The 13,330-nt window shown below is 48.2% G+C and carries 14 protein-coding genes; 6 read left to right on the top strand and 8 right to left on the bottom strand.

The window, feature by feature from the left end:
• Positions 1-126 precede the first annotated feature (126 nt).
• Positions 127-1,146 carry an NAD-dependent epimerase/dehydratase family protein gene (locus ABYP73_RS05930; protein ID WP_372973734.1) on the top strand — a complete coding sequence of 340 codons (1,020 nt, stop codon included), beginning with the start codon at positions 127-129 and terminating at the stop codon, positions 1,144-1,146.
• Here the strand turns inward: ABYP73_RS05930 and ABYP73_RS05925 are convergent.
• Genes ABYP73_RS05925 through ABYP73_RS05915 form a run of 3 tightly spaced genes read right to left on the bottom strand, consistent with a single transcriptional unit; the run spans position 1,143 to position 3,619 of the window.
• Complete coding sequence (locus ABYP73_RS05925) at positions 1,143-1,553, bottom strand: DUF4296 domain-containing protein (protein WP_372973733.1); 411 nt, start codon at positions 1,551-1,553, stop codon at positions 1,143-1,145. The genes ABYP73_RS05930 and ABYP73_RS05925 overlap by 4 nt on opposite strands.
• Positions 1,550-2,887: a dihydroorotase gene (locus ABYP73_RS05920; protein WP_372973732.1), complete on the bottom strand. Its 1,338-nt coding sequence runs from the start codon at positions 2,885-2,887 to the stop codon at positions 1,550-1,552. Before ABYP73_RS05920 ends, ABYP73_RS05925 begins: the two co-directional genes overlap by 4 nt.
• Before the next feature lie 3 nt (positions 2,888-2,890).
• Positions 2,891-3,619 carry a polyprenol monophosphomannose synthase gene (locus tag ABYP73_RS05915; protein WP_372944794.1) on the bottom strand — a complete coding sequence of 243 codons (729 nt, stop codon included), beginning with the start codon at positions 3,617-3,619 and terminating at the stop codon, positions 2,891-2,893.
• Positions 3,620-3,749: 130 nt separating this feature from the next.
• On the opposite strand from ABYP73_RS05915, the gene ABYP73_RS05910 reads away from it, so the two are divergent.
• Genes ABYP73_RS05910 through ABYP73_RS05900 form a run of 3 tightly spaced genes read left to right on the top strand, consistent with a single transcriptional unit; the run spans position 3,750 to position 6,819 of the window.
• Positions 3,750-5,411 carry an ArnT family glycosyltransferase gene (locus ABYP73_RS05910; protein ID WP_372973731.1) on the top strand — a complete coding sequence of 554 codons (1,662 nt, stop codon included), beginning with the start codon at positions 3,750-3,752 and terminating at the stop codon, positions 5,409-5,411.
• Entirely contained in the window at positions 5,411-6,067 is a 657-nt protein-coding gene (locus ABYP73_RS05905; RefSeq protein ID WP_372944796.1) for a DUF4271 domain-containing protein, read from the top strand. The genes ABYP73_RS05910 and ABYP73_RS05905 overlap by 1 nt, the downstream gene beginning before the upstream one ends.
• Positions 6,068-6,072: 5 nt before the next feature.
• A complete protein-coding gene (locus ABYP73_RS05900; RefSeq protein ID WP_372944797.1) occupies positions 6,073-6,819 on the top strand; it encodes a uroporphyrinogen-III synthase in 747 nt (248 codons plus the stop codon).
• A gap of 43 nt (positions 6,820-6,862) precedes the next feature.
• Here the strand turns inward: ABYP73_RS05900 and pckA are convergent, their stop codons facing one another.
• Positions 6,863-8,479, bottom strand: a complete 1,617-nt coding sequence (gene pckA / locus ABYP73_RS05895; protein ID WP_372973730.1) for a phosphoenolpyruvate carboxykinase (ATP) — start codon at positions 8,477-8,479, stop codon at positions 6,863-6,865.
• A 67-nt stretch (positions 8,480-8,546) separates the two neighbouring features.
• Entirely contained in the window at positions 8,547-8,933 is a 387-nt protein-coding gene (locus ABYP73_RS05890; RefSeq protein ID WP_372944799.1) for a DUF423 domain-containing protein, read from the bottom strand.
• Positions 8,934-9,012: 79 nt separating this feature from the next.
• On the opposite strand from ABYP73_RS05890, the gene ABYP73_RS05885 reads away from it, so the two are divergent.
• The gene (locus ABYP73_RS05885) at positions 9,013-10,386 is read left to right on the top strand and encodes a saccharopine dehydrogenase family protein (protein WP_372944800.1); all 1,374 of its coding nucleotides are present in this window, start codon (positions 9,013-9,015) and stop codon (positions 10,384-10,386) included.
• A 48-nt stretch (positions 10,387-10,434) separates the two neighbouring features.
• Complete coding sequence (locus ABYP73_RS05880) at positions 10,435-10,905, top strand: Lrp/AsnC ligand binding domain-containing protein (RefSeq protein WP_372944801.1); 471 nt, start codon at positions 10,435-10,437, stop codon at positions 10,903-10,905.
• A 51-nt stretch (positions 10,906-10,956) separates the two neighbouring features.
• On the opposite strand, the gene ABYP73_RS05875 is transcribed toward ABYP73_RS05880, so the two are convergent.
• The 3 genes from ABYP73_RS05875 to ABYP73_RS05865 all read right to left on the bottom strand — a co-directional run.
• Positions 10,957-11,652: a zinc metallopeptidase gene (locus ABYP73_RS05875; RefSeq protein WP_372944802.1), complete on the bottom strand. Its 696-nt coding sequence runs from the start codon at positions 11,650-11,652 to the stop codon at positions 10,957-10,959.
• A 91-nt stretch (positions 11,653-11,743) separates the two neighbouring features.
• The gene (gene ald / locus ABYP73_RS05870) at positions 11,744-12,844 is read right to left on the bottom strand and encodes an alanine dehydrogenase (RefSeq protein WP_372944803.1); all 1,101 of its coding nucleotides are present in this window, start codon (positions 12,842-12,844) and stop codon (positions 11,744-11,746) included.
• A gap of 191 nt (positions 12,845-13,035) precedes the next feature.
• The coding region (locus ABYP73_RS05865; protein WP_372973729.1) for a hypothetical protein at positions 13,036-13,330 on the bottom strand (295 nt) is incomplete at its 5' end.

The following is a 13,330-nucleotide window of genomic DNA, read 5'->3' as shown; positions in this document are numbered from 1 at the left end:
TCTGCTACAAAGTGTGATCTCATCGGGTAACCGTTTTCTAAGAATGTTGCAAAGATAACAGAAATCCGTGTGCGCCAAACCCGTGCTTTTTTTAATAAATCGGGTGGATTTGACTACTTTAGACGCATGGTTCTAGTCACGGGAGGTACAGGTTTATTGGGCTCACATCTTCTGCTCACCTTAATGCGTAATAACGAGGTAGTGAGGGCTACCTACCGGACCGAATCCTCCTTGAGGGAAACCAGATCACTTTTTGAATATTATTCAAAGGATGGCCAGGCCCTCTTTGAGAAGATTGATTGGGTTAAGGCCAATATCACGGATATTCCTGCACTGGAATCTGCCTTTGAAGGGATCACCCGGGTCTACCACGCAGCCGCAATGATCTCCTTTAACCCGGCTGCCTGGGAAGCGTTGAAAAAAACTAATGTGGAGGGCACGGCCAATATCGTAAACCTCTCCCTGGCCCATGGAGTGGAGAAACTCTGTTACGCGAGTTCCATAGCAGCTGTTGGAAAGGGGGTGCAGCATGGGAGCGTCACCGAGGAAAATGAATGGGCTGAGACAGAATCGAGTGTCTATGCCCTGTCCAAACACCTGGCCGAGATGGAGGTCTGGAGGGGGTCCCAGGAAGGTCTCGATGTGGTCTTGGTGAACCCGGGAGTGATCCTGGGGGCCGGGAACTGGAACCAGGGGAGCCTGAGATTCTTTAAAAACACGGCCCGGGGGATGAGGCGTTATTTTCCCGGAGGTACGGGATTTGTCGATGTCATGGACGTGGTTCATTGCATGTACCAACTCATGAAATCGGATGTCCGGAACGAAAGATTTATTACGGTAGGCGGGAACCTCACTTACGAGGAATTTCTCGGATCTCTTAGCGAGGCTTTCGGCATGCCCCGCCCCTCAAAGCAGATCCCTTTATGGATTCTGGAACTGGGTTGGAGGCTGGACTGGTTCAGCCATTACTTCCTGAGGACCAAAAGGCGACTTACCCGTGACACCGTGAATTCCCTGAACAATCCGCGCCAGTATTCCTCCCAAAAAATAAAAGACACTCTGGGATTTGAATTCACCGATCCCCGGGAAAGTATCCATCTGTATTGCGAATATTTCCGGAAAACGTACCTGTCTCCCTCCTCCTAGTCTTCCTCGACAGACAGGGAATCCTTGATCTGCCTGCTTCTTGAGATCAGACTGTCATTGCGCCTCTGTCTCTCCTCTTCAAACAGGGTCCTTTCCTTGTCGAGTCGGGCTGCAACTTCCTTGTACATCGCCTCGTAGACCAGGGGCTGGGATGCGTAATACATATCACTTTTCACAAACTGAAGGCTGTCAACTCCGTATTGCCGGAAGAGAAAATCGGTGGGATTTTCAAAGTGCTTTTCCAGGATGGCCCTGTTTGTGCTTTTGGCCGAATTCAGCACAGCCATCTCGTATATGAGCTCAGTCATCTTCTCCCTTGGGATGAGGTCTTCAGGTTTTTTTACCACCTCCTCGGCACAGGAAAACGCCAGAAGTGAAGTCAGCACAAGGAAGATATACTTTTTCATGGCCTGTTAAATGTGAGGCGTTTGGCTTTCCTTTCTTCTGAAATAGTTCCATTGTCATATGCCAGATGACCATTGACAAAGGTATGGGTAATCCTGGAACGAAAACGCGTGCCCTCAAAGGGTGACCAGCGGCACTTGTACAGGATATTTCCCTTTTTCACCTTCCAGGGATCATCGGGGTCTACGACGGTCAGATCTGCGAAATATCCTTCCCTGAGGTAACCCCTGTCCTGAATCTGGAAGAGGATGGCAGGGTTGTGACACATCTTGGTGACCATCATCTCCAAAGGTATCTTTCCGTCCAGTACTTTTTCCATCATGGCAGGTAAGAGGTGCTGAACAAGGGGGCCTCCGGAAGGGGCCTTAACATAGGTCTGGTCCTTTTCTTCCAAAGTATGAGGTGCGTGGTCCGTGGCGATCACGTCGATCCTGCCGTCGAGCAGGGCCTCCCACAAAGCCTTACGGTCCGATGCTTTTTTCACTGCCGGATTCCATTTGATGTGTGTTCCCCTTGTCTCATAATCCTCATCCGAGAACCACAGGTGGTGCAAACACACCTCAGCGGTAATCTTCTTTTTCTCAAGCGGTATTGCATTGGTGAACAAATCCATCTCCTTCCCGGTAGAAAGGTGGAAGACATGGAGTCGTGCCCCAGTTTTCTTAGCCAGGGCAACGGCCTTTGAGGAAGAAAGGTAGCAGGCTTCTTCACTTCGGATAAGCGGGTGGCATTTGATGGGGATGTCATCCCCGTATTTTGCCCTGAACATCTCCAGATTATGCCTAATGGTAGACTCGTCCTCACAGTGGGCCGAAATGACCATTTCGGTATTCCTGAAAATCTGTTCCAGGACCACCTCGTCATCGACTAGCATGTTACCGGTAGAGGACCCCAGGAAAAGTTTTACCCCGGAGCAGGCATTCCTGTCTAGTTTTTTTAATTCTTCCAGGTTGTCGTTGGTTCCGCCAAAAAGGAAGGAATAGTTGGCAAAGGACGACCTTGCCCCCATCTGGAATTTCTCTTCCAGTTTTTCAATGGTGGTGGTTTGAGGGACCGTGTTAGGCTGTTCCATATAGGTGGTGATCCCTCCGGCCAATGCTGCCTTACTTTCTGAATAAATATCCCCTTTATGGGTAAGCCCAGGCTCCCTGAAATGGACCTGATCATCAATGATTCCGGGCAATAGATACTTGCCATCAATATCGATCACCCTTGCAGTTGGCGAAGAAAGAGAAGGCCCTATACGTGAGATCCTCTCCCCTTCTATTTGGAGGTCACCTTCTGTGATCCTCCCTTCATTTACTATTCGGGCATTCTTAATGATCGTGCTCCTCATATTTTAAAAACCGTTTCTTTTGAATAGACTTCTTATCCGCATACTGATCACCCCGAAGACGGCTTCCCAGATAATGGATGTGCTCATTTTGGATTTTCCTTTTTCCCTATCCGTAAAGATAATGGACACTTCCTCTATCCTGAATTTTTTGAGATATGCCCGATATTTCATCTCGATCTGAAAGGCATATCCTATGAATTTTACCGAATCGAGGTCCAGCGTTTCCAGCACCTTCCTCTTGTAACAGACAAATCCCGCCGTAGGGTCGTGCACCTTCATCCCGGTGATGAGTTTTACGTAAAATGAGGCTCCGTAGGACAGGAGTATCCTGTACAAGGGCCAATTGACCACATTCACCCCTTTCTTATATCTCGAACCCACCACCACATCAGCCCCATTCACACAGGCTCTGTACAGTCTCGGCAGGTCTGAGGGCCTGTGGGAAAAATCAGCATCCATCTCGAAAATATATTGGTATTCCCTTTCGAGAGCCCATTTAAACCCGTGAATATAGGCCGTACCCAGGCCTGATTTCTCCTTCCTCTCCTCCAAAAAGAGCCTATCGGGGAATTTCTTTTGTAATTCCTTTACGGCAGCCCCCGTCCCATCCGGAGAATTATCATCGACAACCAGGACATCAAAATCCTTGGGCAGGTCGAAAACGGCTTTCACAATCGCCTTGATATTCTCAATCTCATTGTACGAGGGGATGATTACTAAACTGTCTGTCATCAATTGCAGGGGATTATGGCAAAAATAAACCTTTCACCCGACTGTAATTGAATGATGGTGAATTTTCTTGGCAGAAGAGGTAAAGAGTAAGATGTGATTATTCGTAATTTTGACCCGAAGCAGATACAGCATGAGAAACCAATTCCCGAAGATATTCCTTTACTTCCTCGGTCTTATTCTTCTCCTGAACCTAATTCAGGCTACTGCGACACAACTGATCTTTGACGAGGCGTATTACTGGTATTACGCTAAAGACCTCAGCTGGGGATATTTTGACCATCCTCCTATGGTAGCTTTCCTTATCGCTCTGGGCCAGGTCTTCTTCGATGGCGAACTCGGGGTAAGGATGATGAGCTGTCTCCTCGGGGTTGGGACCATGTCTGTGATCTGGCTTTTGGTGGATGACCCGAAGAAAAGAGAGTTCATCCCGCACTTCTTTGTGTTGCTGACCTCTATGCCTTTGTTACACGCGTATGGATTCCTGACCCTGCCGGACACCCCTCTGCTTTTCTTCACAGCCCTGTTCTTTCTCGCTTACCGGAATTTTTTGGCGGCTCCGGGAGCCGGGAAGGCCGTCTTGCTGGGTCTGGTCATGGCCGCACTGATGTACAGCAAATACCACGCCTTCCTGGTTATTGTCTTTGTCTATCTCTCAAACCCTGGCCTGATCAGAGATCGTTACGCGTGGCTGGCTGTTCTGGTTTCCCTTCTGGCCTACAGCCCTCATTTCTTGTGGCTATACGAGAATCGTTTTGTTTCCGTCAATTACCATCTTTTTGAGAGGCCCAACCGGCCCTATGAGTTCTTTGATTTTACCCTGGGTTATTTCGTCAATCTGGTCGCGATCTTCGGGCTCACCTTTTACTGGATCTATCGGGCTGCATTGAAAACCAGGGCGAAAGATCTTCTGACCCGGGCTATGCTCTTTGTGAGCCTGGGTATTTTGCTCTTCTTTTTTCTCTCCAGTTTTCAGAGACGGGTACAGACCCAGTGGATCATCGTCATCTGTATTCCGATGGCCGTTCTTGCATTCAGGTATATGCTGGAACACGAAGGGACCCGGAAATGGATCTTCAGAATGGGGCTGGTGAACATCGCCATCCTGATGTTCCTGAGAATCGGACTCGTTTTCGAACCCCTTTTTCCCGTAGTTTATGAGACCCATGGGAACCGGACCTGGGTGCAAAAGATCACTTCCCAGGCCGGGGACATCCCGGTGGTCTTTGAGAACTCATACCGAATGGCTCCCATGTTCGAGTTCTACTCCGGCAATCCGTCCTTTTCCCTGAACAACGCCTGGTACCGTGAAAATCAATACTCCATCGATTCCTCTGAAGCCCGTATGAGGCACAAACGCGTGCTCTACGTTTCAAGATTCATGCCTGGAGGAGACATCTCCTTTACTATGCCAGACAGTACCCTTTTTTATGGATTATATATAGACCCATTCAAGTCTTACAGAAAACTCCGGACAGAGATCACTACTCTTCCCGAGACCGGAGCCGGCACCCGTTTCTCCTTTGATGTGAGAAATCCTTACGACTTTGAGGTACCCCTATCGGAATTGAAGTTCGGACTAGAATTTCTGGACGGGTATAAACAGATCCAGAAGGTCATCCCTGTTGAAGCCAGACCAGAGAAAGATCAAACCCTCCTTCCACCGGGCGAAAGTATACGTATGGATGCTTTATTCCCCAAAGAGTCAGTGGAGGATGCAGCCTTCGTAAAGGTGGTCATTTCTGAAAATGGGTTGAGATGGGGGCTTAACGGAAAGAGAAAAGCGATACAATAATGGAACCCGTACTAAGGCAGATCGGACAGGCAGACTGGATGACGGTGATCATCTTCACAAGTGCCTTATTCCTGGTACTCGCAAAGGCACTTTTTTACACCCGGTTCATGAACTTTATCATTCTTCCTTTCAATAGCAAGTACGTCTTTCTTTACAACAAAAAGGATAAGTTGCTCAACTGGTTTAACTTGTTCTTAGGCATCTTTGCACTGCTCAATTTTTCTCTTTTTATCTATATAGGTATCGATCTCTACCGACCGGAAGGAATGATCACATCCCTGTTGCTTTACGGGATTATCATGATCTTCCTCTTTCTGTTCCTGCTTGCGAAAATACTTACACAACTCAGCAGTGGTGCCATCTTTAATTCCCAAGCGGTAATTACAGAGATCCTTTTCAAAAAGATCTCCTATTTCAATTACAGCGGGCTGGTTATTTTTCTGATGAATCTTTTGCTGGCCTTCGTATTCATGGGGTCTAAACAGATTTATTTCCTCGGCGCCGTCCTCGCGGGCATCATCTTTTTCATCGGTTGGGCGACCATCATCAAAACGCATCTAAAGTTCGTATCTTCTTACTTTTTCTATTTTATTTTGTACCTTTGCGCACTTGAAATTGCCCCTTTGATTATTATTCTGAACACCCTTAATGTTTGATGTCTATGAAAGTCAAAACGATTTTAGTATCCCAGCCTGAACCTAAAATGGAAAACTCTCCATACCTTCGGCTTATCGAGAAGGAACACGTTCGGGTAGATTTCAGGCCTTTTATTCACGTAGAAGGCGTAGATGCAAAATCGGTAAGACAACAAAGGATAGACCTCAAGGATTTTACCGCCATCATCCTGACCAGCCGTAATTCGGTAGACCATTTTTTCCGCATTGCAGAAGAAATGAGGTTCAAGGTGCCAGACACCATGAAATACTTCTGCCAGTCTGAGGCCGTAGCCTTCTACCTGCAGAAATATGTGGTATACAGAAAAAGGAAGATCTATGTGGGCAAGAGAAACTTCGTGGACCTTCAGCCGTTGTTCAAGAAATACAAGGACGAAAAATTCCTTCTTCCTTCCTCGGACGTTTTGAAATCCATCGTACCGGATACCCTCGACGAATTAAAACTCAATTGGACCAGGGGTATATTTTACAAAACGGTGATCAGTGACCTTTCTGACCTCAGGGACGTGTATTACGACGTGCTCGTCTTCTTCAGTCCTTCCGGAATTGAATCCCTGCTCAAGAATTTCCCTGATTTTGAGCAGAACAATACGAGGATCGCTGTATTCGGTAACTCAACGATTCAGGCTGCCACCGAAGCAGGTCTCAGGATTGATATTCAGGCTCCTACGCCTGAAACACCTTCCATGACCATGGCGCTCCAGAAATACATCACCAGCGTAAACAAGAAATAAATCCGGATTCGGGTCCGCGATTTTCATTTCCCTTTATTCGTCATTAGAAGCCATATCGCTGGGGACCTCCCCTGCGGATTTCCTCACTGGCATAACTTTCGAACTTCTTGAAATTCTCTCGAAAGGCATTGGATAGTTTAAAGGCCGTCTTGTAGTAGGCTTCGTCGTTGTTCCAGGTTGCTCTCGGACTCAACACGCTGGTGGGGACGCCTGGACAGGATCTTGGCTGGGCCACCCCGAACACTGAATGGATGTGATATGTATCATAGGAATAAAGGCCTAATGCACCGCTCAGTGCAGCATGGATCATGGCCCGCGTGTATTTTAACTTCATCCGTGTCCCAACGCCATAAGGTCCTCCGGTCCATCCCGTATTCACCAGCCACACATTCACTCCGGATTCCTGCATCTTCCTGCTGAGCATCTCAGCGTATTTGGTGGGATGAAGTGGCATGAAGGGAGCTCCAAAACAGGCTGAGAAAGAAGGGATGGGTTCCACAACCCCGGCCTCCGTACCGGCCACCTTTGCCGTATATCCGGAAATGAAATGGTAAGCAGCCTGACTCGGGGTCAACTTGCTGATGGGCGGAAGTACTCCGAAAGCATCAGCAGTCAGAAAGAATATGTTTTTCGGATTCTTGCCGATGGAGGGCTGCTGTGTGTTTTCTATGTGATAGAGGGGGTAGCTTACCCGCGTATTCTGAGTAATACTGGTATCTCCAAAGTCGACATGCCCGTCCTTATCCATGATGACATTTTCAAGGATCGCTCCCTTTTTTATGGCGTGGTAGATCTCTGGTTCACTTTCTTCAGACAGGTTGATCACCTTGGCATAGCATCCGCCTTCAAAATTGAAGATGGTATTTTCTTTTGTCCAGCCGTGTTCATCATCCCCGATCAGTCTTCGATTGGGATCGGTAGAAAGGGTCGTCTTACCTGTCCCCGAAAGGCCGAAGAAAATGGCAGTATCCCCTGCCTCCCCGACATTCGCTGAACAGTGCATGGGCAGTGTATTTCGATACACAGGCAAGAGGAAATTCAGGGCAGAAAAGATCCCTTTTTTTATCTCCCCTGTGTACCCGGTACCCCCTATCAAAGCGATTTTTCGGGTAAAGTTCAGGATGGCGAAATTGTGCTGTCTTGTCCCTGCTGTTACGGCATCGGCCGTAAAGCCCGGGGCATTGACCACCAGCCAGTCTGCACTGAAAGTTTCCAGTTCTTCTTCCGAAGGGCGGATGAACATATTGTATGCGAACAGGTTTGACCAGGGATATTCATTGATCACCCGAATCCCGAGCTGGTAATCCTTATCAGCGCACGCGTAGCAATCCCTCACATAGACCTCTTTATCCGACAGGTAGGCAGTGACCTGGTCGTAAAGGGCGTCAAATTGCTCAGGGGCAAAAGGTTTATTGACAGCGCCCCACCATACCTTATCCTCGGTGATAGCATCTTTAACGATAAAACGGTCCTGGGGAGCGCGTCCCGTGAACTCACCTGTATTAACGGCCAGAGCCCCGGAGGAAGCCTCGCGGCCCATCCCTTTGTCAAGGGTCTCCTGGTGAAGTTGATCGGAATCCCATTGATAGTGAATGCGTTTGCTTTTGATACCGTAGGCTGTCAGCGAAATCGATTTCGTAAAAGGTTTGGAGGTTGCCATGGAAAGTAGTTTTTATGGCACAAAACTAGAAAAAATTTATGCGATGCGACAGGATTTCAGGCATAGTTTAGTCGAAATACTTAAAAATGCGATATCCCAGTATTATCCATCCCAGGATAAGGAAAAATCCCCCTAAAGGTGTGAGTAAAGCGATCCCTTTAAAAGGGACGGAAGTAAGGCTGTCCGTGGCCAGCAAGTAGATCGAAAAGGAGAACAGAATGATCCCTGCAGTCAGAGAGACATAGGCCCATTTCTTGTCTTGTTCCTGGATGACGGAGGTAGAGCCAAGCCACAGGAGCAGAAGGGAATGGTACATCTGATATCGCACTCCCGTCTCATAGCTTTGCAGGGAAGAACCGCTGAGCATGTCTTCCAAACCGTGAGCCCCAAAGGCCCCCAGGATCACCGATAAAAGACCGAATATCACCCCGGTCAACATAATTCTCCTGTTCATAACTTAACTCCTATTAATTCTTAAACACGTTTCTTATTGATACCTTAGTGCCGTTGTTTTTCAAAGGTAATCAATACGCATGAGCCGGAACATACTGATATTCGGAGCTGGAAAATCCACTTCCTACCTCCTGGATTATTTTATAGAAAAATCAGGACCTGAAGCGCTCCAACTCACTATTGCAGATCTGCATACAGACCACATTCCATCCCACATACGGAATCACGATACCGTTACCTTGTCCAATCTGGATATCACCGATGCGGAAACGCGGAAGAAGGCGGTAACCGGAGCTGATATTGTGGTTTCCATGCTACCAGCGCGTTTGCACCACCTGGTCGCCAGGGATTGCCTGGACCTCAAAAAGAACCTGGTAACCGCTTCCTATGTCAGCAAGGAAATGGAGGAGATGAAGGAAGAGGTGAAAAAAAGCGGACTCATCTTTATGAATGAAATTGGCCTGGACCCTGGGATAGACCATATGAGTGCCATGCAGATCATTGACGATATCAGGGCCCGGGGAGGGAATGTGCTCCTTTTTGAATCCTTTACCGGCGGACTGGTTGCTCCCGAGAGCGATACCAACCAGTGGAACTACAAATTCACCTGGAACCCGAGGAACGTGGTCCTGGCCGGGCAGGGGGGAGCGGCTAAATTCATACAGGAAGGCACTTATAAATACATCCCATACCACAAACTCTTCCGGAGGACAGAATTCATGGAGATCCCGGGTTATGGCATCTTTGAAGCCTATGCCAACCGCGATTCCCTCAATTACAGGGAAGCCTATGGCCTGCAGAAGGCACTGACCCTGTATAGGGGTACCATGAGGCGGGTCGGTTTTTCCAAGGCGTGGAACATGTTCGTACAACTCGGAATGACCGATGACAGTTATACGGTTGAGAATTCGGAAAATATGTCCTACAGGGAATTCACAAACCTCTTCCTTCCTTACTCGCCTACGGATTCCGTTGAACTCAAACTGAGACATTACCTGAAGATAGACCAGGACGACATCATGTGGAGTAAGTTGTTGGAGCTAGACATTTTCAACCCGAAAAAGATCATTGGCCTGAAAAACGCCACCCCGGCCCAAATGCTTCAGAAGATCCTGGAAGACAAATGGACCCTGGGTGAAGACGACAAGGACATGATCGTGATGTACCACAAGTTCGGCTATCAGATAGATGGGAAGAAAAAACAGATCGACGCCAACATGGTCGTCCTTGGTGAGAACAGGACGCATACCGCTATGGCCAAAACCGTTGGGTTGCCCGTGGCCATGGCCACCCTGCTCATCCTCAACAAAAAGATAACCACACCTGGGGTACAAATACCTATACGGAAGGAAGTATACGAACCTATCCTCGAGGAATTAAAGGGCTATGGTGTTGAATTCAGGGAATACGAGGTTCCCTACCTGGGGTATAATCCGGATTCCGTAGCAGGTTAGATTTTGTAAGGAGAATTGGTATATTTAACAGCACTTCAAAATTAAAATATGCCTCCTTCAAACGATAGGGTCAAAATAGACGGGATCGACAAAAAAATCCTCAGATATTTGATGGAAGATGCGAGGAAGCCTATCCTCGAGATAGCCAGGAATATAGGGATCTCAGGCGCCGCCATTCATCAGCGGCTGAGAAAACTGGAAAAATCCGGGCTTATTGCGGGTTCCAAATTTGTGATCAATCCAAAGATACTCGGGTATACCACCATGGCGTACATCGGGATATTTCTGGATAAGGCGATGAGCAACCCCACGGCAGTCAAGGCCCTTGAGAAGATCCCCGAAGTACTGGAGTGTCATTACACAACGGGAAACTGGTCTATCCTGATCAAAGTGTTGTGCAAGGACAACGAACATCTCATGTACGTACTCAACAAACAAATTCAACAGATCGAAGGGGTGTCCAGGACTGAGACGTTCATTTCCCTCAATCAGCAGATAGACCGCCAGATCACCATATAAAAACCCGGAAGAAAATTCTCTCCCGGGTTATCTATTCATTTATTTGGACGTTCAGTCCCTGCTTCCAAAAACCTGGAATCCCCAGTATACCAAAGTGGCAAGTGCACCAATGGCCGCAACGAGGTAGGTCCTGGCTGCCCATTTCAGGGCATCCTCAGATCCCTTGTATTCTTCCTGTGTTACCATGTTCCTGCTTTTGAGCCAGGCCAGGGCGCGGTTACTGGCGTCGTATTCCACCGGCAGGGTAATGAAGCTGAACAGGGTGGCCAGTCCCATCATGACGAGTCCCGCGACAGCGACGTAAAATCCTAGTGCGGACCCGGAAGCGGCGCCAAGGACGATACCGCCCAAAACGACCCAAGTGGATAGCCCAGAGGTCACACTGACCACTGGGACGAGTCTGGAACGCATGGTCAGCCATTCATAGGCCTTTGCGTGTTGTACTGCATGCCCGCATTCGTGGGCTGCCACAGCTGCTGCCGCGGCATTTCTCTGACTGTACACACCTTCACTGAGGTTGACCGTTTTGTTCACGGGATTGTAGTGGTCTGTCAGCATCCCGGCCGTAGAGATCACTTTCACATCCCTGATGCCGTGGTCTGCCAGCATTTTTTCGGCGATCTCCGCTCCGCTCATCCCATTCCGCAAATGTACCTTGGAATAGTGCTTGAATTTACTTTTGAGTTTACTGCTAACCAGCCAGCTCACCAGGGCTATGCCTCCCAACAGTATATAATAGATCATCATAGATTTCGAATTTTAAATTAAATGTACGAAGAACACAGCAAAAACCCCGCCAATTGAAGCGGGGTTTATTATACTGACAAAATGTACATACCTAAGCAAAGACGGGTTCCAGGGTAAAGGCCTCTGCAATCTCTTTATAGGCGATCTCACCCTCTATAATATTCAGGCCTTTGTGCAGAGCAAGGTCTTCCTCACATGCCTTGTACCATCCCTTGTTAGCAAGATCGAGTACATAGGGCAGGGTCACATTGGTAAGGGCCATGGTTGAGGTATATGGCACCGCCCCGGGCATATTGGCCACTGAATAATGCACCACATCGTCGATAATATAGATGGGGTCTTCGTGTGTGGTGGGTCTGGTAGTTTCCACACAACCCCCCTGGTCTACGGCCACATCTACGATGACTGTACCCGGACGCATGGTCTTGAGCATGTCGCGTGTGATCAGATTGGGCGCCTTCGCCCCTTTCAGGAGTACTCCGCCAACGATGAGGTCATGGGTCTGTATGTGCTTTCTGATGTTGAATTCATTGGAGTATTCGGTAACTACATGGCTGGGCATGACATCATTGATGTACCTGAGCCTTTTCATATTGATATCGAGTATGGTTACGTGCGCTCCCAGACCGGCTGCCATTTTAGCAGCCTGGGTTCCCACTACGCCGGCGCCGAGGACCAGTACTTTTCCCGGTGCCACACCGGGGACTCCGCCCAGCAATACTCCCCTCCCTTTTTTGGGTTTCTCCAGATACTTGGCCCCTTGCTGTATCGCCATCCTCCCGGCTACCTCAGACATGGGTGTCAGGAGAGGCAGGGTACCGTCACTGTCTTCAACCGTCTCGTAGGCGATGCAAATAGCCCCACTTTTGAGCATGGCCCTGGTCAGGGGTTCGCTGGAGGCGAAGTGGAAATAGGTAAAGATCACCTGCCCCTGTCTGATGAGTTCGTATTCCTGCTCTACAGGTTCCTTGACCTTTACGATCATATCGCTCAGTTCGTAAACCTCAGCTAGGGACTGCAGGATGGTGGCTCCCGCTTCTGTGTAATCCTCATCAAAAAATCCACTTCCTTCGCCGGCAGTGGATTGCACATAAACTTTGTGGTGGTTCTTCACCAGTTCAAAGACCCCTGCGGGGGTCATACCCACACGGCTTTCGTTGTTCTTGATCTCTTTAGGTACCCCGATTATCATACTTAGAAATGTTTGTTCGTTCCTCAAAAATGGAATTATATATCCTGTCGAGGAAAAAAAATCGATGAAATGCAGGGGTAATGCTCCTAAAAAGTTATTTTTTTGACTATCACCCCCTATTTTTTAGGGGGTGTATTTTCAAAACATTATTATTTTTTGAAATATTTATTCGAAAGAGGGGGGGTGTATGATCAGATAACAATATTTACGATCTTCCCGGGAACGACGATTACCTTGCGCGGGGGCTTACCTCCGAGCTGCGATTGGGTTTTTTCATCGCCCAAAACTCTTTTCTCTATCTCCTCTTTGCTCAGATCAAGCGGAAGGGTGAGGGTAAAACGCATCTTCCCGTTGAAGGAGATAGGATATTCCTTCTGATCCTCCACGAGGAATTTTTCATCAAATTCAGGGAAGTCGGCATGGCTTACGGAAGTATCATGACCGGGCCCCCGGGGATGTAGCTCAGTCTGGCAGAGCACCTGGTTT

This window comes from Muriicola sp. (genome assembly GCF_041567615.1).
Lineage (GTDB): Bacteria > Bacteroidota > Bacteroidia > Flavobacteriales > Flavobacteriaceae > Muriicola.
Note: the sequence above shows the minus strand (reverse complement) of the source record. Positions and strands in the feature narration are given on the sequence as shown.

Bases quoted from the DNA above. Each gene is read 5' to 3' on its own strand.
- ABYP73_RS05930 (WP_372973734.1), top strand. From the start codon at position 127: ATGGTTCTAGTCACGGGAGGTACAGGTTTATTGGGCTCACATCTTCTG.
- ABYP73_RS05925 (WP_372973733.1), bottom strand. From the start codon at position 1,553: ATGAAAAAGTATATCTTCCTTGTGCTGACTTCACTTCTGGCGTTTTCC.
- ABYP73_RS05920 (WP_372973732.1), bottom strand. From the start codon at position 2,887: ATGAGGAGCACGATCATTAAGAATGCCCGAATAGTAAATGAAGGGAGG.
- ABYP73_RS05915 (WP_372944794.1), bottom strand. From the start codon at position 3,619: ATGACAGACAGTTTAGTAATCATCCCCTCGTACAATGAGATTGAGAAT.
- ABYP73_RS05910 (WP_372973731.1), top strand. From the start codon at position 3,750: ATGAGAAACCAATTCCCGAAGATATTCCTTTACTTCCTCGGTCTTATT.
- ABYP73_RS05905 (WP_372944796.1), top strand. From the start codon at position 5,411: ATGGAACCCGTACTAAGGCAGATCGGACAGGCAGACTGGATGACGGTG.
- ABYP73_RS05900 (WP_372944797.1), top strand. From the start codon at position 6,073: ATGAAAGTCAAAACGATTTTAGTATCCCAGCCTGAACCTAAAATGGAA.
- pckA (WP_372973730.1), bottom strand. From the start codon at position 8,479: ATGGCAACCTCCAAACCTTTTACGAAATCGATTTCGCTGACAGCCTAC.
- ABYP73_RS05890 (WP_372944799.1), bottom strand. From the start codon at position 8,933: ATGAACAGGAGAATTATGTTGACCGGGGTGATATTCGGTCTTTTATCG.
- ABYP73_RS05885 (WP_372944800.1), top strand. From the start codon at position 9,013: ATGAGCCGGAACATACTGATATTCGGAGCTGGAAAATCCACTTCCTAC.
- ABYP73_RS05880 (WP_372944801.1), top strand. From the start codon at position 10,435: ATGCCTCCTTCAAACGATAGGGTCAAAATAGACGGGATCGACAAAAAA.
- ABYP73_RS05875 (WP_372944802.1), bottom strand. From the start codon at position 11,652: ATGATGATCTATTATATACTGTTGGGAGGCATAGCCCTGGTGAGCTGG.
- ald (WP_372944803.1), bottom strand. From the start codon at position 12,844: ATGATAATCGGGGTACCTAAAGAGATCAAGAACAACGAAAGCCGTGTG.